Genomic DNA, 18,867 nt, shown 5'->3' on the forward strand with positions numbered 1-18,867 from the left:
AAGCAATGATCCGATTAAGATATGCAATCGGCGATATCCGTATCGCACCCGGCTCCTTCATAGAAACAGACTATGCGCATGCGACTTTCAGTTTTTGATACAATGACGCAATGGGGAGTTTATAGGGTTACTCACCAATTTCAATTAATGATTGAGCGTCTGAAGTTCCACAATATTTACCGCGTGTCCTTAGAAGGGTGCATTTGATGAGTGAAATGGGGGTCGAGTCGGATCTCACCTTATGGCTAATTAGTAAATTGTTATTCGCGAATCCGGGAGAGCCGGCAATTCGCACGGCAATCCATTCAATGTGGTACCCAGAGTCGTACCAAAACGACAAAAGGCCCAGCCATTTTTGGCTAAGCCTTTGAAAAAATGGCGCTCTGGGGAGGATTCGAACCCCCGACCCCTTGATTCGTAGTCAAGTACTCTATCCAGCTGAGCTACCAGAGCGCGGTGAGGGGGATTTACTGAGTCTCGTCGTGGGGCGCAAGGGCGAAAACGTAAAATTATCGAATTTTCCAGAAATTCTTATACGTAGAGATATTTTTTAACGTGAGGATCTACGTGCGGCCATTAAACAGATTTGCAAATTTCGGTGTCGTGCTTTGAGGGTTCCCAATAGCGCCCGCAAATGTCGCAGCAACACTGTTCCGTCAAAAACTTTAAACTTTGATGAGGCTGAGGCAGCTCAACTTTAAACTCTTCAAAGGGCGTTGTCGCAAAACTTTAAAGAATTTGAACAGTCTCATGGCAATCAGCGCCGCCACCGCGCAAGAACATCTCCGACCGGTTGTGGTGTGTTTTCTTCACCGACCTTTGCCTCTCCCGGCGTATCCGCAAGCTGGGGGGCGGCGGCGGGTTGGGTTACTTCTGAAAGCTTTATGAATGCAGCGCGCGCCTGATTGTGCGGGTGTTGAGATGCCTCCTCCATGGACAGGACGGGGGCAGCGCAGGCATCCGAGCCTTCCAGAATAGAGGCCCATTCGTCACGCGATTTTTCACCGAACTTCTTAGCAAGAGCAGTGCGAAGTTCTGGCCATCCGCTTACATCCATCTGACGGGGGAGGTCGGCATCAGCCAATCCGATCCGATCCAGAAGCTCGGCGTAGAATTTAGCTTCCAGCGCGCCGACCGACATATGACCACCACAGGCACATTGATAAATCGTGTAATAAGGCGCGCCACCATCCAGAAGGTTCTTTTCACGCTCATCAACCCATAGGCCGGACCCATAAAGCGAGTAGGTCATGGCCATCAGATGGGTAGTCCCATCGGTGATGGCGCAATCCACAACTTGTCCCTTTCCGGTTTCTTTGGCGGCATGAAGCGCTGCGAGCATTCCTGCCACCAGATACATCGCCCCACCCCCGAAATCGCCAAGCAAATTCAGCGGGGGCACCGGATGAGTGCCGCCAATAGCGTGCAGCGCGCCTGTGATTGAAATGTAGTTAATGTCATGACCCGCCGTATGCGCCAGCGGCCCGGTCTGCCCCCAACCGGTCATGCGACCAAACACGAGTTTCGGATTTTCAGGGAAATCATCTGGCCCCAACCCCAGCCGTTCCATCACACCGGGGCGCATTCCTTCGATCAGCATGTCTGCCTCACGGATCAACGCGCGTGCCTGTTCACGGTCTGCCTCGACCTTGAGATCCAGCGCCACAAAGCCGCGCCCGCGATTGAGCACATCAACCTTCTGAGGGATAAGTGGTTTGAGGTTGGGGCGCTCAATCCGAACCACATCTGCGCCCATATCAGCAAGCCACATGGCGGCGAATGGTGTGGGGCCTAGCCCCTGAATTTCAACCACTTTCACTCCAGAAAGAGGGCCGTGTTCTGCCATGTCGTGTTCCTCAATCCTGTTGACACATACTCAATGTGACCAAAGTCGCATCGGGTCCAGATTTAGGTTAATTCTGGCAATCTGTCCCGATATTTTCTGGTCAAAAATATCCCGGGGTGAGCCTCGAAGAGGCGAGGGGCAGAGCCCCAGATCAGGCTCACGACGTGAGCCGCCGACAGCGCGCCTGAAGCGAAGCGGCAGGCGCTCCATCACCCCTCATCACACATCAATAGACCTAGCGATCAATTCCTTCATGATCTCATTGGTGCCGCCATAAATCATCTGCACCCGCGCATCGGCATAAAGGCGGGCAATCGGATATTCGGTCATATAGCCATAGCCACCGAACAATTGCAGGCATTCATGCATGATCTCGTTCTGCACTTCCGACCCATAATACTTGGCCATGGATGCGGTTGGGGCGTCCAATGTGCCGTCGATCAGTTTGCCGATACAGTCGGTGACGAAAGATCTCAGAACTTCGGCCTTGGTTTTGCATTCGGCCAGTTTGAAGCGAGTGTTCTGGAAATCCATGACCCGTTGCCCAAAGGCCTTGCGCTCTTGCGTATATGTCACAGTTTGCTCAAGTGCGAAATCGATGGCGCCTAGGGCTTGGATCGCGATCAGCAACCGTTCCCACGGCAGCTGTTTCATCAATTGATAAAACCCCTGGCCTTCTTCTGATCCAAGCAGGTTGGTCAGTGGCACTTTCACGTCTTGGTAAAAAAGCTCAGACGTATCATTGCCTTTCATACCCAGTTTCTTGAGGTTCTTTCCGCGCGAGAAGCCCTCGCATTTGTCCGGTTCCACCACGATCAGCGAAATGCCTTTTGATCCGGCATCCGTGTCGGTCTTGCAGACGGTTATGATCAGGTCCGCCGCCTGACCGTTGGTGATAAAGATTTTGGATCCATTGATTTTATATTGGTTGCCATCTTTTTCTGCCCGTGTGCGCACGGCCTGAAGATCAGATCCGGTACTTGGTTCGGTCATCGCAATGGCGCCGACAATCTCACCTGAGGCCAGCCCGGGCAGCCAGCGCGCCTTTTGTTCTTCGGTGCCATAGGCGGTGATGTAATGCACCACGATGGACTGGATCCCATACCCCCAGCCGCAATCGCCGGTGCGGGTCTGCTCATAGATGGTGATGCTTTCAAATCCCATATCGCCACCGGCCCCGCCATATTCTTCGGGAATGGCCCCGCCCATGATGCCGTTCTCGCCAGCGGTATTCCAGAAGGTGCGATCCACAATGCCCTGATCCACCCAACGCTCGATATTGGGGGCAAGTTCGTCGGTGAAAAAGCGGTTTGCCATATCGGCATACATGCGGTGTTCGTCGCTGGCCCAATGGGTCGAGGGGGTGAGAAGGGACATTGTTCGCTCCGGGTTGCTAGGCGGTGTGCGTTGACCTTAACGTAATCCCGACTGGGATCGCTTTGGTAACGTGACGTTACAATTCTTCTTCCGACGTAAGGGAATGAGCGTGCAATTTGGCGACAATTTGCATGGAAATGACAAATGCCTCGGTTAGGGGGTGCGTGGTGCCTTTTGTTCAAGTATGGAGGGTGAAACGTTAATAAGAATGGATTGGGTACATGCGGGCGCGCATTTCAACTTCCTTGGCCATAGGTGTTTTGGCCAGCCTCATGCCAATTGGTGGCGTCGCCGAGGTGGGCACTGTCACGACTTCATATAATATTTCCGGCTTGCCAGGTCTGGTCGATCTTCCAACCGCCGAGGTGGCGCCAGACGGTGAGTTTGTGTTGAGCTTCGGGAGCTTTGGACCACATGCGCGTGGGGCGATGACCTTTCAGGCGACACCGCGGATCACTGCCAGTTTCCGCTATACCAAGATGCGCGACTTTGGCGGTGGCGGGGCATATGACTATTTTGACCGCAGTTTTGATGTCCGGTTCCGACTGCTGAATGAAAGCAAATACCTGCCTGCCGTTTCGGTTGGCTTGAACGACTTTATTGGCACTGGTGTCTATTCCTCGGAATACGTCGTTGCGACCAAGTCCTTTCTGGACAATCGCCTGCGTGTGACCGGTGGCCTGGGTTGGGGGCGTTTGGGCAGCCGTGATCCAATCGGGTCCCTATCTGGTGTACGACCGCCATGGGATTATGGTGAAGGCGGCACGCTCAGTGCCAGTCAGTGGTTCAAGGGTGATTTCGCGCCTTTTGGCGGGCTTTCCTACCAAGTCAATGACAAGCTGACCTTCAAGGCGGAATACTCTTCCGACGCGTATCTTCGCGAATCTGAAGTTGGGATTGTTGAGCTGAATAGCCCGTTGAACTTCATGGTTGACTACAAGTGGTCACAGACAACGAACCTGAGCCTGTTCTACCTGTATGGCGACATGATTGGGGGGCAGCTCACCTTCTCATTTAACCCTAAACGTCCCGCCTCGCGTACCGGATTTGAGGCTGCCCCACTTCCGGTAAAGCCGCGTGCTGCAACCGGGTGGGACAAGGAATGGATCAACGACGCCAGCAACAAAAGTGACTTGCAAAAGATTCTGGCGGATGCGTTTGCCAAAGATGGACAGCGGCTTCAGGGAATGGCGCTAACATCTACGGATGTTGAGATTCAAATTCAGAACAAAAAATATAACTCGCCTGCACAGGCGGTGGGGCGGGCTGCACGTCTTTTGACCCGTGTCATGCCTCCGTCGGTGGGAGTGTTCCGCATCACGTTGGTGGATAACGGGGTGCCAATGTCTACCGTCGTTGCGCGGCGTTCCGACATCGAAGCGCTGGAGCATTCTTCCGCCAACGAAATTTTTGAACGTGCGCAGATCGTTGAAGCCAATGCCAGTAATGATGAGATGGTGTTGACGCCTGGAGAATATCCAAAATTCAGCTGGGCCATCACACCTTACGCGGAACTCAGCCTGTTTGACCCCGACAATCCGATTCGAAGTGAGTTTGGAATCCGGGCGTCGGCCAAGTATGAAATCACACCTGGTTTCGTGCTGTCTGGTGCCGTCGCGCAATCCATTTGGGGGGATGTCGGGGTTGGAGAGGCCTCTCCTTCCCTATTGCAACCGGTGCGCTCGCACCGGTTGATCTATGCGCGTGATGGAGACCCTGCAATCGAACACCTTACGGCCTCTTGGTACACGCGCCTGGGCAAAAACATGTATGGGCGCGTCACCGCAGGGTATCTGGAACCGATGTTCGGCGGTGTTTCCGCGGAAGTGTTGTGGAAACCGGTAGATAGCCGCTTGGCTCTTGGTGCTGAGGTGAATTGGGTCAAACAGCGCGACTATAATCAGCTGTTTGGTTTCCAGGACTATAGCGTGGCGACCGGGCATCTGAGTGCATATTACGACCTGGGGAGCGGGTTCGGTGCAACAGTACATGCAGGCCGTTATCTGGTTGGTGATTGGGGGGCGACCTTTGCGCTGGATCGCAAGTTTGACAATGGTTGGGAAGTCGGGGCCTTTGCAACCTTCACCGATGTTTCCGCCGAACAATTCGGGGAAGGCTCATTCGACAAAGGCATTCATGTAACCATTCCGCTGGAATGGGCGCTTGGCCAACCTTCACGCGGAAAATCTGTCACCAAGATCCATTCCCTTTCACGTGATGGCGGTGCGCGGCTTGATGTTGATGGACGGTTGTATGATTGGGTAAGCGATGGCCATGGCGATGCTCTGGCGTCGCGCTGGGGGAAATTCTGGAGATGAGCAACGATATGAAGTTTTCCGTCATGGCGCGTCCAATGCGGATGTTGATTGCTGGTGTGGTCTTGTCGTTGGCGGCATGTGGTTCGGATAAACAAACCACTCAACTGCCAAAAGTTGCGGGGGAATTCATCAAGGGTGTGGCAAGTAATGTCAGTTCCCGAGTGACAGCCAAGTCCTCCGATGATGCTTCTCAGCCATCCACGGCGAAGGCTGACCCCAATGCAGCAGTGAAGGCGGCGTTGGCGGCAACTCCCGGGCCAATCAACCTTGTGATACGAGAATCAAACGCTGCAGTCTTGGCCATGACGCCGATTGAGACCAATGCGGGAGGTGTAACTTGGATGGGGGCCGGAGGGCAAAGTACCACCCTGAAAAGCGGTGTGATCGTGGCGACCCGCGGTGTTGGCGACGATCTGATGGCCGCTGACGCGGGCTCAGCCCGTAACGCAATTGTTGCGCGTAGGCCCGCTTCTTATGATCGTGTTTATGATCATTTGACTGGTGTCGGCCATACGTCGAAACTCACCACGAAATGCACGTTGTCGACGAATAAGTCAGAGCGGTTGGTCATTGGTGAGATAAACTCGGCCGCAGTTGTGATGAAAGAAGATTGCGCGCATCCCAATGGGATCAAGTTCGAGAATTTGTACTGGGTGGCGAGCTCGGGCCGTATTCTGAAGTCCCGGCAATGGATCAGTCAGGGTGTAGGCTATCTGATCGTACAGCCCCTTCGATAAAGCGTATTTTATTAAGCCTGAAGCGCGCTTGGCGCTGAAAGTGATGAATGTGGAAAGTGTCCCCTATGAGGGGGCATTTTTTTTGTCTGACGCCCGGCATGAAATCCACTAGGCATAAAAAAAACGACGGGCCCAAAGGCCCGTCGTTTCAGAAGCTCCAATAATAAGGAGCTATCTATTAGGTGCCCGAAGCAACGGCGATGATGCCGCCTACCAGTGCCAGGCCCAGCAGAGCGCCGGTGGTGCCGTTCAGCGAGGTACCAGCTTCTTCTACAACAACCAGTTCCGGCTCAACAACCGGGGTTTCCAGGGTGCCAGCAGCCAGCGGGGTGGCGGCGATCAGGCCAGCAGCGGCCAGAGCGATCACTTTTTTCATGTCTCTTACTCCATAAGTTAATTAAAGGGCCGCGCCTGCAAGACGAGCCTTCGGATTGTTTTTTGCACAATTTACCCGTGTTGAAAAGGGAGTTTTGGATAATGTGCAATGACTTGCCGGAAGATTTACCCCCTGTGGCAGCAATGCCATATTATTCTTCGCCAGCATGGTGTCTCAGCCCGCAAATATCTGTGTCATGTAGATTTTTCCGCAGCGTTTGGCTTTCAGGTCGATTCCGGATCCATTGCCAACAAGCCCAACACCCCGATGTAAAAGGTTTTTTCTGTGTTTGGGCGAATCCATGAAATAGTTCACGGCCATCTTTGCCAAGGACGCATAGCTGTGACGCGGCACTGTAGAACCATCCATATATGCGATTCGGCAGCTTCTGATATCAATGTCGCGGGTCATTACCCCATCGATTCGATAGACATGGAAGACGCCGATATTCTCGGCGCCTGTGCGGAATCGGACCCCCGATCCTTTCAGGCGCCCTGTCAGAGTGCTGCGTCCCTTATGGGTGAGTCTCTGCGCCCGGGCCATCCATTTGCTGTGGGCATCTGCCTGTTTCGTCATACCTTTCGCCGCTTTCAAAGGTGCCCGCCCATGTTTGCAACGCACGTAGTTCACCTCTGACAAAATCGCGGCATTCAGCAGCGAAACATTGACCCTTTTGGTCGGGAGCGATGCATTCGCACCAGATACTGATTGCAGTTTGCAACCGGCTTCGGCGGCGCCCAAGCTCGCCAATGTCAGTGTCGCAGCGATGATGGTGGATTTCAGCATGACACATCCTTCCCTTGGTTTTTCGTGCAAAACAAGGGATCATTAAAATCTGGCAATGCTGTGGCAGAAACTTGCCCTTTACCCGCTTTTCGTTGACAGTTTGCAGTGAATGAAGCATCCAAATCGGTGAATAAAAACCTCAACAAAGAGGGCAGTAATTATGAGAATTGCGATGGTCGGGACGGGCTATGTTGGCTTGGTCTCGGGAGTTTGTTTTTCGGATTTCGGGCATGAAGTCATTTGTATCGACAAGGATCCAGCCAAGATCGAAATGCTGAACCGGGGTGAGGTTCCGATCTACGAGCCGGGCCTTGAGGAATTGATGGCCAAGAACGTGGAAGCCGGTCGCCTGAGCTTTTCCGGGGATTTGATAGAAGCGGTGCGTTCATCCGACGCTGTGTTCATTGCGGTTGGAACGCCAACTCGCCGCGGGGATGGTCATGCTGATCTGACATATGTCTACGCCGCGGCCGAAGAAATTGCTCACGCGATTGATGGGTATACAGTGGTCGTTACCAAATCCACGGTTCCATTGGGAACCAACCGCAAGATCAAGCAGATTATTCACAAGGCGCGCCCCGATCTTGAATTTGGTGTCGCTTCGAACCCGGAATTTCTGCGGGAAGGTGCGGCAATTGATGATTTCATGCGGCCTGATCGTGTGGTCGTTGGCGTGCAGAGCGACGCGTCCGCTGAAGTCATGGAAGAAATATACCGGCCACTTTTCCTACGCGACTTTCCAATCGTGACCACCGATTTGGAAAGTGCCGAGATGATAAAATATGCCGCAAATGCGTTTCTCGCGACCAAGATCACCTTCATCAACGAGATTGCCGCACTGTGTGAACGTGTTGGGGCGGATGTAAAGCAGGTGTCAAAAGGCATTGGGCTGGACGGGCGCATTGGCAACAAGTTCCTGCACGCTGGCCCCGGATATGGCGGGAGCTGTTTTCCCAAAGATACCAAGGCATTGGCTCGGATCGGACAAGAGCATGGGCTGCCGATGCAAATCACCGAAACGGTGATTTCAGTCAATGAGGAAATGAAGCGCCGGATGATCGACAAGGTCATGGACATGTGCGACGGCTCGGTGAATGGCAAGACCATCGCGATCTTGGGTGTGACGTTCAAGCCCAACACCGATGATATGCGAGACGCGCCCAGCCTGACCATTGTGCCTGCTCTTGTCGGTGGGGGGGCAAAGGTCAGGGTCGTGGATCCGCAGGGCCGACATGAAGGTGAAGCTTTGCTTCCTGGAGTGCATTGGATCGATGATCCTTACAAAGCCGTGCAGAATGCCGATGCTGCGGTCATTTTGACCGAATGGAATGAATTCAGGGCATTGGATCTAAAACGGCTGGCCAGACGCATGGCTGCCCCTCGACTAGCGGATTTGCGCAATATATATGCTGCTAAAGATGCCAAGCGCGCTGGATTCGAGGCTTATGCTTCTATTGGACGCACGGGGTTTGGGTTTGAAGGGGCATAAGCCCATTGAATAATGAGACTGGGAGCGGACAGCTGACCGCCAAACGCATATTTGATCTTGGGCTTGCCTTTATTTTGGCGGTGCCCGTGGTACCGATGATTGTGGTGCTCTATGTGATTGTCATTGCACGTGACGGTCACCCATTTCTGTACCGATCTATCCGGATGAAATCGGCGCGGCGCAAGTTTCGCCTTTACAAGGTTCGAACGATGTCTGTTGTGCACGAGCGCAACAATAAGGGCGTGACCGGCGGTCACAAATCATCGCGCATCACCAAATTGGGGCGCTTCCTGCGCAAAACCAGATTGGATGAAATGCCCCAGATCATCAATGTGCTGAAAGGTGACATCAGTTTCGTGGGTCCGCGCCCGCCCGAGCCACGCTATGTTCGTAAATGCCCGGATGTCTATCGTAAGGTTCTGCGTGATCGCCCAGGTATTACCGGGCTTGCTTCGGTTGTATTCCACCGTCACGAAGAGTGGATACTGGCTCAATGCCACAGCCCTGCGGATACTGAAGAGGCTTATGTCCGTCGCTCCGTTCCCCGAAAAGCGCGCATTGATTTGATCTATCAGAAACACAAATCTTTACGACTCGACCTATACGTGTTTTACCTGACCGCAGCGATGTTTCTTCCGCTCCCAGGACGGCGGGCTCGGAGAATATATCAGCGTATGCGAGGAAGTGCTCTGAAGAAAGGCAAACGCCCAAGTAAATGAGTTTTGCGAGTTTTCTATGCTGTGAATTGGCTCATATATTGAAGTGCTTCATGTTCGGTTTTTAATTTGGTGTTGTGATCGCAAATGGGCTGACGGCAATTAAATTGATCGGGAAATTCCCAATTAAATTTTTCATTGTGCCGGATTTTACCACTACATTAGCATTGCATCCAAGCTGACAAGGTAATTGGAATGAGTGTTGATCCAATTCGAACTCCTAATGTTGTAACTGAAACTGGCGATGCTTTGAGTAGCGCTTTGACAACTGAACTCGTTCAGGTTGGAGATGAATTCCACGGAACCATATCATTCGCAGGTGACCATGACTGGGTCGAGGTAAACTTGGTCGCAGGACAGTCCTACGTGTTTAGCGTCTGGGGGACTGGTGGTGAACTCAACGGATTGTCAGACAGTTTTTTGACTTTGAGGAATGAAAGTGGTTCCGCTCTTGTGTCAAATGATAATGTTGACGAAGACTTCGGAAACTACTTTTCCACCATCACATATACAGCTCAATACAGCGGGACATACTACCTTGATGTAAGTGGCTATTCTTCTGAAACCGGAAACTACATCCTTGAAGTTGCAACAAATGTCTTCACTGTGGATCAAGTTGTCAATCAGTTGGCAGAGCACGGCTTCGGGCTTGCTACAGAGCTTGCGTTTTCCAGTGCCAACATTTCTGTAAATTTGACAGGACTTACCGTTGAAGGGCGTCAGTTGGCCCGTTGGGCATTGGATATGTGGTCCAGCGTCACCAAATTGGCGTTTACCGAAGTGAGCGGGGCAGCTGGAATTACTTTCGATGACAGCCAACCCGGGGCGTTTGGAGGGCCATCCTCCGTTAATATCAATACGGGGGAAATTTTTTCATCTTCGGTCAATGTATCGCAGGATTGGCTGATCACCTACGGAGCGAGTATCGGCTCCTATTCCTATTTCGCCTATCTGCATGAAATCGGGCATGCCCTTGGTTTGATGCATGCTGGCACATATGATGGTTCAGCCACCTATGGACAGGACAACCACTACCTTAACGATAGCTGGCAAATGTCGATCATGTCCTATTTCAGCCTTGAAGATAATACTTTCGTAAGGGGTGATAACTATATTCCGCTTACTCCCATGGTGGCGGACATCGCTGCGATCGGCCAACTCTACGGCACGACTACTAGTGTCAATTCTGGCAACACAGTTTGGGGGAGCGGTTCGAATTTAGGTGGTATCTTGGGCGACAGCTTTGCCAATTGGTTCGATGGTAAACCTCTACCCGCGGGAGAGTACGCGGCGAGTCTTTTCAGGGCTTTTACGCTCGTTGACAATGGTGGATATGACTCCCTGAACCTCTCAACGATCTCGGCGGCACAGAAAATTGACCTACGAGAAGGACGCATAAGCGACGTAGGAGGTTACTCAGGGAATATGGTTTTAGCTATCGGATCGCAGATCGAAAAAGTTTCCAGCGGTTCCGGGAGTGATAGCATTTATGCGCATGCGGCTGGATCCGAAGTAAATGGCGGAGCTGGCAATGACACCATTATTGGTAATTCTGGAGATGATACCCTTAGAGGGGATGCCGGTAACGACCTTATCCACGGGAATGCGGGGAATGATAGGCTCCATGGCGGCGCGGGCTATGACACCATTCGCGGCGGCAACGGCAAAGACATTATCTACGGCGGCGACGGCCGGGACAGAATCTGGATGGGAGCCGGAAACGACGTCTTCAATGACAATACCCAAAGCGACACTCATGGCCAAGATGTTGCTTATGGGGGCGACGGGAACGACACCTTCAATGGCGGTGGTGGAAATGACCGGTTTTATGGTGAGGTTGGAAACGACCTGATCCTAGGCGGTAATGGCGGTGACCGTCTTTATGGCGGTGTGGGTTATGACACCATTCGAGGTGGCAACGGAAATGACGTCATTTATGGAGGCAATGGAAGAGATGTGGTCTGGATGGGGTACGGAAACGACGTATTCCATGACAACACCCAAAGCGATACCCATGGTCGCGATGTTGTCCGTGGTGGTACCGGTGATGACACGATTAATGGAGGGGGTAGCGGTGATCAGTTCCACGGGGAACTTGGTGATGACATAATCTTTGGTGGTGCCGGATTTGATAAGCTCTATGGCGGTGCGGGTTATGATACGCTACGCGGTGGCAATGGCAATGACACAATCTACGGTGACAGCGGCCGAGATACCATCTGGATGGGTAGCGGGAACGACGTATTCCATGACAACGCACAGAACGATAAACATGGCCATGATGTCGCCTATGGGGGCGACGGGGATGACATCTTCAACGGCGGCGGTGGGAATGACCAGTTTTATGGTGAGCTTGGCGAAGACCTGATCCTTGGTGGCATTGGAAGTGACCTCCTTTATGGCGGTGCGGGTTATGACACCATTCGCGGCGGCAACGGGAATGATGCCATTTATGGAGGCAACGGAAGAGATTTGGTCTGGATGGGGGACGGAAATGACGTCTTCAATGACAGTACACAGAACGACACACATGGTCATGATGTGATTCATGGTGGCGCAGGGAATGACAAATTCATCGCTGGTGGCGGCAATGACGTGTTTTACGGAGAGGCTGGAAGCGACACGTTTATTTGGAACGCAAATGCCCTGAGTGGAAACGATACGATTTCGGACTTTGAAGATACCATTGATGTATTGAAATTCTCCAATACCACGTTTTCTGAACTCAATTTGACGGCAGCCGGTGACGATGTCCGAGTGAGTTGGGATAATGGCACGCTAATTTTGAGTGATGTGGCTATCGGGTTGATTAACGCAGACGATTTTATGTTTGTGTAGGGTGAATATGCCGCTCAGGATTGAAGTGGCATATTCGAAACGCTGAGTGATCGTGCAGAAAGGAGGATTCCGATCAGAGAAATGCTTATGACGTCATCTAACCAATTTCTTGTCCCAACCATCTTTCAAGCTCCGTCAGGTTGAAATATCTTGGGATGCGCCCAGGCTTCTCAAAACGATCCAATATCTCGTTGCTTCTCTGTTTGACTAGAGTGCTCTTCATGGAAGGGTCGAAATTACACCCTAAAAAGGCGCAGATTTTTTCTTCAAATCCCGATTCAAGAATTTGGCGGTATTCTACTGTCATGTGTTCGTGGGGCTGCGTTTCAAGCCATAATGGGAATAGTTCGTCATAGGTTGCATATTCATGCAAGCGGTGACTGACATTCAACGGGCCGGCCTGATTTTTTTCAACGTAGTCGTCCTTTTGGGTATGTGCCCAGCGCTTGCTTTGCAACGCTTTCAATAGAGAAACCGATTGCGCAAGTTTGTTTTCGCGCAATACGTAGACTATTTTTATGTCAGGAAATTCTGAAAGCCTGTACAATATCTGAGTGTTGTGACCGATCATATATTTGAAGCCAACAAAACGTTCATCGCGCTCATTGCGCGCTGCGCGCTGTCTGCTGTCGATGCGGTGCGCGCCCGTTCTTCCAACGCCATTTGGCAAGAGGGGAGCGTTGGTGAAGCCTTGTTAATAACGGGATCGGCCAAATTTAGCCGATGAGACTGCTTTGGTATTGGGTGCCCGGTGGGAATTGGACCATGCAGTTTAGTCGTTGTTGATGCGTAGGGCTTGCATCTTGTAATGAGTTTTGTCTGTTCACCCTGATTTTTTTATATGCACAAAATGTTGGTTTCTTTTGGTGCCGATCCAGTTTTTTGCGCTTGAACTTGAAATGAGCTTCTGTATTCGCACGAAAAATGCGAACACCTCTGAAAGACCCCATTTCCTGCTTTGCCAATAAGTGAACAAGCCCTCAATGACCAAGATTTCGATCATCGTTACCGCTTACAACATTGAAAAGTATATCAGGCAAAGTCTTGATTGCGTGTTGTCGCAAACCTTGCGGGATATCGAGATCATAGTCGTAGATGATGGTTCGAGCGATGCGACCCCACGTATTATTGAGGAATACGCTCAACGAGACTCGAGAATCCGACCCATTCTGTTTGACAAAAACACGATCGGGGGTGTGGGGTCCGCGGCGAATGCGGGTCTTGAAATCGCGCGCGGAGAGTATGTTGGTTTCGCCGATGGGGACGATCTATACGGCCCCACGATGTTCGAGGTCCTCTATGAAGCGGCGGTTGCAACCTCTTCGGATTTGGCTATGTGCCGATATGAACATATTGATGACGGAACCGGTGCAACCGAGTTGCCATCAGATGATCGTAATTGGCGTAAGTATTCCAAAATCACGTCTTTCAACTTGAATGAATCCAAGCGCAAAGAATTGTTGCGGTTTAATGCGGTACCCTGGCGCAAGATCTACAAGAGAGATCTGATCGAAAGGGTGAATCTGCGTTTCCCTGTGGGGGATCACTTTTATGAAGACAACCCTTTCCATTGGGCTGCGATCTTGGGTTGCGGGCGTGTCGTGATGGTTCCTGAATTATTGTGTCAATATCGCGTTTGCAGATCGGGACAGACCATGACCGTTTTGGACGCACGCATGCTGAAAATCTTCGATCACCATGACAATATTTTGGGGTGGCTGAAGTGGTACGGCGTAGAGAAAGCGTATGAAGTTGACTTACTCCATTGGACCGCAAAGCAACTTTCCTGGGTCAGTCTGAAAGCGGGTGGAGATATTCGTCGCCAAGTGTTCGATATTCTACAGCCAATCGTTACTAAATATGATGTGGATACTATCGTACGGTTTGGGAAGTCATATGGAATGGGACGATCATATCAGATGATTCAGGCGATACGCGAAGACAATTTCGATATCTATGAGATGTTTGCGACGTTTAACGGCAGAATGTTCGGAACAAAGATTTCTATAGGTAAGCTCTTAAAATGTGGACAGTTTTACCTGCGGCATACAGGTTTCACCCAAACTGGAAGACTGGCGCTGCGGTATTTTGGAAAAAAAATTGAAAGCTTGCCCATTCTGCGGCGAAGATAGTCAAATCGAGCAGAGTTGTTTCACGCATGGCACGCTGAATAGCCAAAAAGGCCAAAGCAAAATTTGTGGTTTGAGCCGTGATTTCACCTGACGAGAAACAGCGTAGTAGGTCTTCTCCCAAGGTGGCAAAAAACTGCTGAGCAAAGCAATCGTTTCATCAGTAGGGTTTGCCGGGTTGTCCGGGTTTTGATTGGTGTATAGGTGTGGGGCATTAGCAGTCGGGAGTTGTCGAATGAATATTCTTTTGGTTGGTGCTGGGCTTTCCGGCGCCGTTATTGGTCGCAAACTTGCCGAAGCTGGGCATAAGTGCCGGATTATTGATAGCCGGGATCATGTTGGGGGCAACTGCCATACCGAGCGTGATCCAGAGACAAATGTCATGCTGCATGTTTATGGGCCGCATATTTTCCACACCGACGACCAAGAGGTTTGGGACTACGTCAACAGTTTTGCCGAGTTCATGCCCTATCGGAACCGTGTGAAGACGACGGCACAGGGAAAGGTTTTTTCTCTGCCGATCAACCTCCATACGATCAACCAATTCTTCGACAAAACCTTTCGCCCAGATGAGGCGAAAGCATTCATCGAAGAGCAGGGGGATGCCGGCATTGAAGATCCGAAATCCTTCGAAGAGCAGGCTTTACGGTTTGTGGGTCCGGATCTCTACGAAGCATTTTTCAGGGGATACACTGAAAAGCAGTGGGGATGTTCCCCAACTGAGCTTCCGGCGTCGATCCTGAAAAGGCTTCCGGTGCGCTTCAACTACGATGACAATTATTTTTTCCATAAATACCAGGGGATGCCCCGTGATGGGTATACGGCGATGATTGAGGCGATATTGGATCATCCTGGCATTACGGTTGAATTGGGTACGCCATACAATTCCGACATGGCCGATAAGTTCGACCACGTATTCTGGTCAGGCCCATTGGATGGCTATTTCGAGTATGAACACGGCCGTTTGGGATATCGTACGCTTGATTTTAAGCGCTTCAATTATGAGGGCGATTATCAGGGGTGCGCCGTCATGAACTATGGCGACCGGGACGTTCCTTATACACGGGTAACCGAACATAAGCATTTCAGCCCTTGGGAAGAACATGAAGGTAGTGTGTGCTACGAGGAATACAGCCGCGCTGCTGGCCCGGATGACATCCCGTACTATCCCATCCGTCTGGTTGATGAACAGGCGATGTTGAACATGTATATCGAGAAGGCGGAAGGGATCTCCGGCGTCACTTTCGTAGGCCGATTGGGAACCTATCGCTATCTTGATATGGATGTCACCATACGCGAAGCGCTTGATGCGGCCCGATACTTCTTAGGTTGTGTGACAGAAGGCAAGCCGACTGCCGCATTCGTTCCGAGCTGAGGTCGTAAGGTCTTGGTGAAGTTGCCTGAATAAAGCAGTGTGGGACTATTTGTGTGGAGCCCTAAGGGCCGATTGCGTCTTCCTAATCAGTTTTCTCAGTTTGAAGGCGGGATATACCAATAAGCCAATCCAGCGGCCAAATACTCGTGTGAAGACTCGCCGTTCCGTTTCACTTCGATTGGAAAAGTCGCGAAAAGCCGAACTAACATCTGGGTGACAAGCTCCGGTCATCGGAACGTGGCCGATCTGTCCACCCAGATGCAGTAGATCAGCAAGGAAAATGTACTCATCGCCAAATGGGTATTCGGCACCCGCACCAAACCTTGCATCAAAGCGTACTTCGCTTTGTCGCAGGCTGTCAGTTCGCACGGCAATTTCAAACGTGGCGTATTTGCCCGCAGAAAAAAGTGTTAGATATTCGAACTTGGATGGGAAGCGTTTCCGGGGTCGTCCGTCCGCGTTATGCGAGGGAAACGTAATTGCCTGACAATCAGGGTGCTTGTTCATAGCAGTGATGATGCGCTGAAACAGGCTGGTGTCGTAATGCAGATCATCATCTGCAAACCATATAATGTGCCCTCTGGCCTCGGCAATAACCGCATTTCGACTGTTTGCGACCCCGGTGGCGGATTGTATTGAAACACGAACGTCTGGGCGATTGGCAATATCGCTCAATTCCTGTGGGAATTCCCAGTCACCAGGAGCTTGGATTACCATCAGGTATTCAACGCCCGGACTGGGGGCGAGGATGCTCGTGAGAGCCCGCGACACGCGCGTGTATGTGGTGGATATCCCAACAGTCAAATCGGGCCGTTTGGGGGAGGTCATGTCATAATGCGCTAATGTAGATCCTGCTCGGTCACTATCACACACTATTGGATTTAGCGAAAGCTTCAACATTGGCACACGCTTTCGGTTGGCTTCGCGACATCGCCTAATTGGATAAAATATTAGTTTGTCGAAGTATAATAACATTAGCGATTAATCCGCTGTTAAAGACCCAGAAACGCCGTTTTGTCATCACCAAGGAGGCATCTGAAAGGCACCAGATACCAATGCAATCTTGTTCTGCAATGCATTGGGATCATGACGATGTCAGCACTGGCTCCTACACTCGTAAAGACGGTTTCATATACCGGAGATGCCAACCGTTCGAATTACTCCGAGCTGTTGCTTATAGGTGAAGTCCTCTACGCCACCACGGATTATGATGGACAAGTTGAAGCATGGGATTTGGCCGGGGGGAAGCTCGCTCGGTTTGATACCCAACAACACACTCGTTCAGATTATGCTGGAGTTTCGCCCTCTTTGGCTGTGTTGGACACCGGTGCCCAACCATTTCTGCTGACCGGAGGGGGCAGTACTGGCAACTTGATGCGTATTAACCTGACCGAAGAAGGAAATCTGGCAAGCTACTCTTCTCTGGGAACGGTTGCGGAGTGGGGTGGTGATTTGGGGCAGGTGGTGTCCTATAATCTCTCAAATGGGAAAGTTGCGTTATATGGCGCCTTGCAGGGGTCGCCAGGTATTGGGCAGCTTTTATTTGATTCAACTGGTACTCTCAGCGAAACCCGGTTGACAGGCGACAACGATGCGACTGTAGCAAGCGGTGCCAATGCGTTGGCCGCAGCGACGATTGGCGGTAAGGGGTTTGTCTATTCGGTAAGCGCTTCGAATGTGGGGATTACCTCATGGGCCATCGGAGGCGATGGCGCGCTGACCTCCGTGCAGACGATTGGTGCAGACGATAATCTGTGGGTGTCAGCGCCGACAAAGATCGAAGTGGCGACTGTGGATGGGGTTTCTTTTCTGGTTCTGGCGTCAGCAGGAAGCAACTCACTGACGGTAATGCACCTGTCCGCCTCGGGATCGGTGACGGTGGTTGATCACGTTTTAGACAATCGCAATACACGCTTTTCCGATGTTTCGGCCATGGCTGTGGTTCAGAGCGGAGACGCCAGCTATGTGATCGCTGGTGGGTCGGATGATGGTGTCACGGTATTTCAGCTTTTATCGAACGGGAAGTTGGTCGAGCAGGGGACCCTGGCCGATAGCAACGGCGCCAGCATGCAGAATGTCAGCGCAATCTCTGCGCAGCCAACGACAAATGGGTTCAATATATTTGTGACCAGTTCTTCAGAGATCGGGATCACAAAGCTGAAGTACAATCTTGGAGCACCGGTGAAGCTGATTGCTGGAAACGATAGCAACAATGCCCTGACGGGGAGCAGCAGCCCAGATCAGATCGAGGGGGGGGCTGGTAATGATACACTGGTTGGGCAGGCTGGGCATGACGTCTTGTACGATGGGTTTGGTGTGGATGTTCTGACTGGCGGGTTGTCAGGAGACACATTTGTCTTTGCCGCAGATGGTGAGCGCGATGTGATTACAGATTTCGATCCGTCTGAAGACCGAATTGATCTTTCTCAGTGGCATGGATTACGGGCAAGCAGTCAGTTGACGGTCAAAAATATCTCTGATGATTATCATGTCAGCTTTGGAGATGAGGTACTTGAAATTCGGTCTAACGACTGGAAGGGAATGACCTTTGACGATCTGGCAGAGACAGCGCTTATAGGCCTTGATCGTGTTCCCATGACGTTTCAACCTATCCCTTCCAATGAAACGGGAGACCCAACACCATACACGTTGAACGGGACACCCGGTCGGGATTATCTGATCTCCCCGGGGCGGATTAGTGTCATCTCTGGTTGGGGTGGCGACGACAAAATTATTGGCTCGACACTTAATGACAAACTTTATGGGGGCGATGGTCGGGATGTAATATATGGAGGCGGGCAGGGAGGCGATTTGATTGTGGGAGGTGCAGGGAATGACTTGCTCGTCGTTGGTACAGTCGATGATTTTGCCTTTTAAAAA

The 18,867-nt window shown here is 51.5% G+C and carries 14 protein-coding genes and 1 tRNA gene; 8 read left to right on the top strand and 7 right to left on the bottom strand.

Features of this window, described 5'->3' with window-relative positions; all coding sequences use genetic code 11:
* Positions 1-376 precede the first annotated feature (376 nt).
* The 3 genes from O2N63_RS14900 to O2N63_RS14910 all read right to left on the bottom strand — a co-directional run bounded on the left by O2N63_RS14900 (position 377) and on the right by O2N63_RS14910 (position 3,223).
* Positions 377-453: transfer RNA gene (locus tag O2N63_RS14900), tRNA-Arg, on the bottom strand.
* A 304-nt stretch (positions 454-757) separates the two neighbouring features.
* A complete protein-coding gene (locus tag O2N63_RS14905) occupies positions 758-1,846 on the bottom strand; it encodes a CaiB/BaiF CoA transferase family protein (protein ID WP_271055085.1) in 1,089 nt (362 codons plus the stop codon).
* A gap of 219 nt (positions 1,847-2,065) precedes the next feature.
* On the bottom strand, positions 2,066-3,223 hold the full coding sequence (locus O2N63_RS14910) for an acyl-CoA dehydrogenase family protein (RefSeq protein ID WP_271055086.1): 1,158 nt from the start codon (positions 3,221-3,223) through the stop codon (positions 2,066-2,068).
* Positions 3,224-3,495: 272 nt separating this feature from the next.
* On the opposite strand from O2N63_RS14910, the gene O2N63_RS14915 reads away from it, so the two are divergent.
* A complete protein-coding gene (locus O2N63_RS14915; protein ID WP_271055087.1) occupies positions 3,496-5,541 on the top strand; it encodes a YjbH domain-containing protein in 2,046 nt (681 codons plus the stop codon).
* Positions 5,538-6,278: a YjbF family lipoprotein gene (locus tag O2N63_RS14920; RefSeq protein ID WP_271055088.1), complete on the top strand. Its 741-nt coding sequence runs from the start codon at positions 5,538-5,540 to the stop codon at positions 6,276-6,278. Before O2N63_RS14915 ends, O2N63_RS14920 begins: the two co-directional genes overlap by 4 nt.
* Positions 6,279-6,456: 178 nt before the next feature.
* Here the strand turns inward: O2N63_RS14920 and O2N63_RS14925 are convergent, their stop codons facing one another.
* Positions 6,457-6,654, bottom strand: coding sequence for a hypothetical protein (locus O2N63_RS14925; protein ID WP_271055089.1), 198 nt, complete (start codon positions 6,652-6,654; stop codon positions 6,457-6,459).
* A gap of 174 nt (positions 6,655-6,828) precedes the next feature.
* Positions 6,829-7,440 (bottom strand): CAP domain-containing protein, encoded by a 612-nt coding sequence (locus O2N63_RS14930; protein ID WP_271055090.1) that lies wholly within the window; start codon positions 7,438-7,440, stop codon positions 6,829-6,831.
* 160 nt (positions 7,441-7,600) lie between these two features.
* Between O2N63_RS14930 and O2N63_RS14935 the strand changes: the two genes are divergently transcribed.
* From O2N63_RS14935 to O2N63_RS14945, 3 genes are all read left to right on the top strand, one after another.
* A complete protein-coding gene (locus tag O2N63_RS14935) occupies positions 7,601-8,929 on the top strand; it encodes a UDP-glucose dehydrogenase family protein (protein ID WP_271055091.1) in 1,329 nt (442 codons plus the stop codon).
* A gap of 5 nt (positions 8,930-8,934) precedes the next feature.
* Positions 8,935-9,648: a sugar transferase gene (locus O2N63_RS14940; protein WP_271055092.1), complete on the top strand. Its 714-nt coding sequence runs from the start codon at positions 8,935-8,937 to the stop codon at positions 9,646-9,648.
* 192 nt (positions 9,649-9,840) lie between these two features.
* On the top strand, positions 9,841-12,483 hold the full coding sequence (locus O2N63_RS14945) for a M10 family metallopeptidase (RefSeq protein ID WP_271055093.1): 2,643 nt from the start codon (positions 9,841-9,843) through the stop codon (positions 12,481-12,483).
* A 97-nt stretch (positions 12,484-12,580) separates the two neighbouring features.
* Here O2N63_RS14945 and O2N63_RS14950 read toward each other — a convergent pair whose 3' ends face one another.
* Positions 12,581-13,153, bottom strand: coding sequence for a Stf0 family sulfotransferase (locus O2N63_RS14950; protein ID WP_271055094.1), 573 nt, complete (start codon positions 13,151-13,153; stop codon positions 12,581-12,583).
* A gap of 313 nt (positions 13,154-13,466) precedes the next feature.
* Between O2N63_RS14950 and O2N63_RS14955 the strand changes: the two genes are divergently transcribed.
* Complete coding sequence (locus O2N63_RS14955) at positions 13,467-14,615, top strand: glycosyltransferase family 2 protein (RefSeq protein WP_271055095.1); 1,149 nt, start codon at positions 13,467-13,469, stop codon at positions 14,613-14,615.
* Positions 14,616-14,847: 232 nt separating this feature from the next.
* On the top strand, positions 14,848-15,987 hold the full coding sequence (gene glf / locus O2N63_RS14960; protein ID WP_271055096.1) for a UDP-galactopyranose mutase: 1,140 nt from the start codon (positions 14,848-14,850) through the stop codon (positions 15,985-15,987).
* A 45-nt stretch (positions 15,988-16,032) separates the two neighbouring features.
* Here glf and O2N63_RS14965 read toward each other — a convergent pair whose 3' ends face one another.
* The gene (locus tag O2N63_RS14965; protein ID WP_333780739.1) at positions 16,033-16,962 is read right to left on the bottom strand and encodes a glycosyltransferase family 2 protein; all 930 of its coding nucleotides are present in this window, start codon (positions 16,960-16,962) and stop codon (positions 16,033-16,035) included.
* A 111-nt stretch (positions 16,963-17,073) separates the two neighbouring features.
* On the opposite strand from O2N63_RS14965, the gene O2N63_RS14970 reads away from it, so the two are divergent.
* Entirely contained in the window at positions 17,074-18,864 is a 1,791-nt protein-coding gene (locus tag O2N63_RS14970) for a calcium-binding protein (RefSeq protein ID WP_271055097.1), read from the top strand.
* The last annotated feature ends 3 nt before the right edge of the window (positions 18,865-18,867 follow it).

It is taken from the genome of Aliiroseovarius salicola (genome assembly GCF_027891095.1).
Taxonomy (GTDB): domain Bacteria; phylum Pseudomonadota; class Alphaproteobacteria; order Rhodobacterales; family Rhodobacteraceae; genus Aliiroseovarius; species Aliiroseovarius salicola.

What these genes read in the sequence shown, in the direction of transcription:
- O2N63_RS14925 (WP_271055089.1), bottom strand. Translation starts at nt 6,654, where the DNA reads ATGAAAAAAGTGATCGCTCTGGCCGCTGCTGGCCTGATCGCCGCCACC.
- O2N63_RS14920 (WP_271055088.1), top strand. Translation starts at nt 5,538, where the DNA reads ATGAGCAACGATATGAAGTTTTCCGTCATGGCGCGTCCAATGCGGATG.
- O2N63_RS14910 (WP_271055086.1), bottom strand. Translation starts at nt 3,223, where the DNA reads ATGTCCCTTCTCACCCCCTCGACCCATTGGGCCAGCGACGAACACCGC.
- O2N63_RS14955 (WP_271055095.1), top strand. Translation starts at nt 13,467, where the DNA reads ATGACCAAGATTTCGATCATCGTTACCGCTTACAACATTGAAAAGTAT.
- O2N63_RS14970 (WP_271055097.1), top strand. Translation starts at nt 17,074, where the DNA reads ATGACGATGTCAGCACTGGCTCCTACACTCGTAAAGACGGTTTCATAT.
- O2N63_RS14935 (WP_271055091.1), top strand. Translation starts at nt 7,601, where the DNA reads ATGAGAATTGCGATGGTCGGGACGGGCTATGTTGGCTTGGTCTCGGGA.
- O2N63_RS14930 (WP_271055090.1), bottom strand. Translation starts at nt 7,440, where the DNA reads ATGCTGAAATCCACCATCATCGCTGCGACACTGACATTGGCGAGCTTG.
- O2N63_RS14945 (WP_271055093.1), top strand. Translation starts at nt 9,841, where the DNA reads ATGAGTGTTGATCCAATTCGAACTCCTAATGTTGTAACTGAAACTGGC.
- O2N63_RS14915 (WP_271055087.1), top strand. Translation starts at nt 3,496, where the DNA reads ATGCCAATTGGTGGCGTCGCCGAGGTGGGCACTGTCACGACTTCATAT.
- O2N63_RS14965 (WP_333780739.1), bottom strand. Translation starts at nt 16,962, where the DNA reads ATGTTATTATACTTCGACAAACTAATATTTTATCCAATTAGGCGATGT.
- glf (WP_271055096.1), top strand. Translation starts at nt 14,848, where the DNA reads ATGAATATTCTTTTGGTTGGTGCTGGGCTTTCCGGCGCCGTTATTGGT.
- O2N63_RS14905 (WP_271055085.1), bottom strand. Translation starts at nt 1,846, where the DNA reads ATGGCAGAACACGGCCCTCTTTCTGGAGTGAAAGTGGTTGAAATTCAG.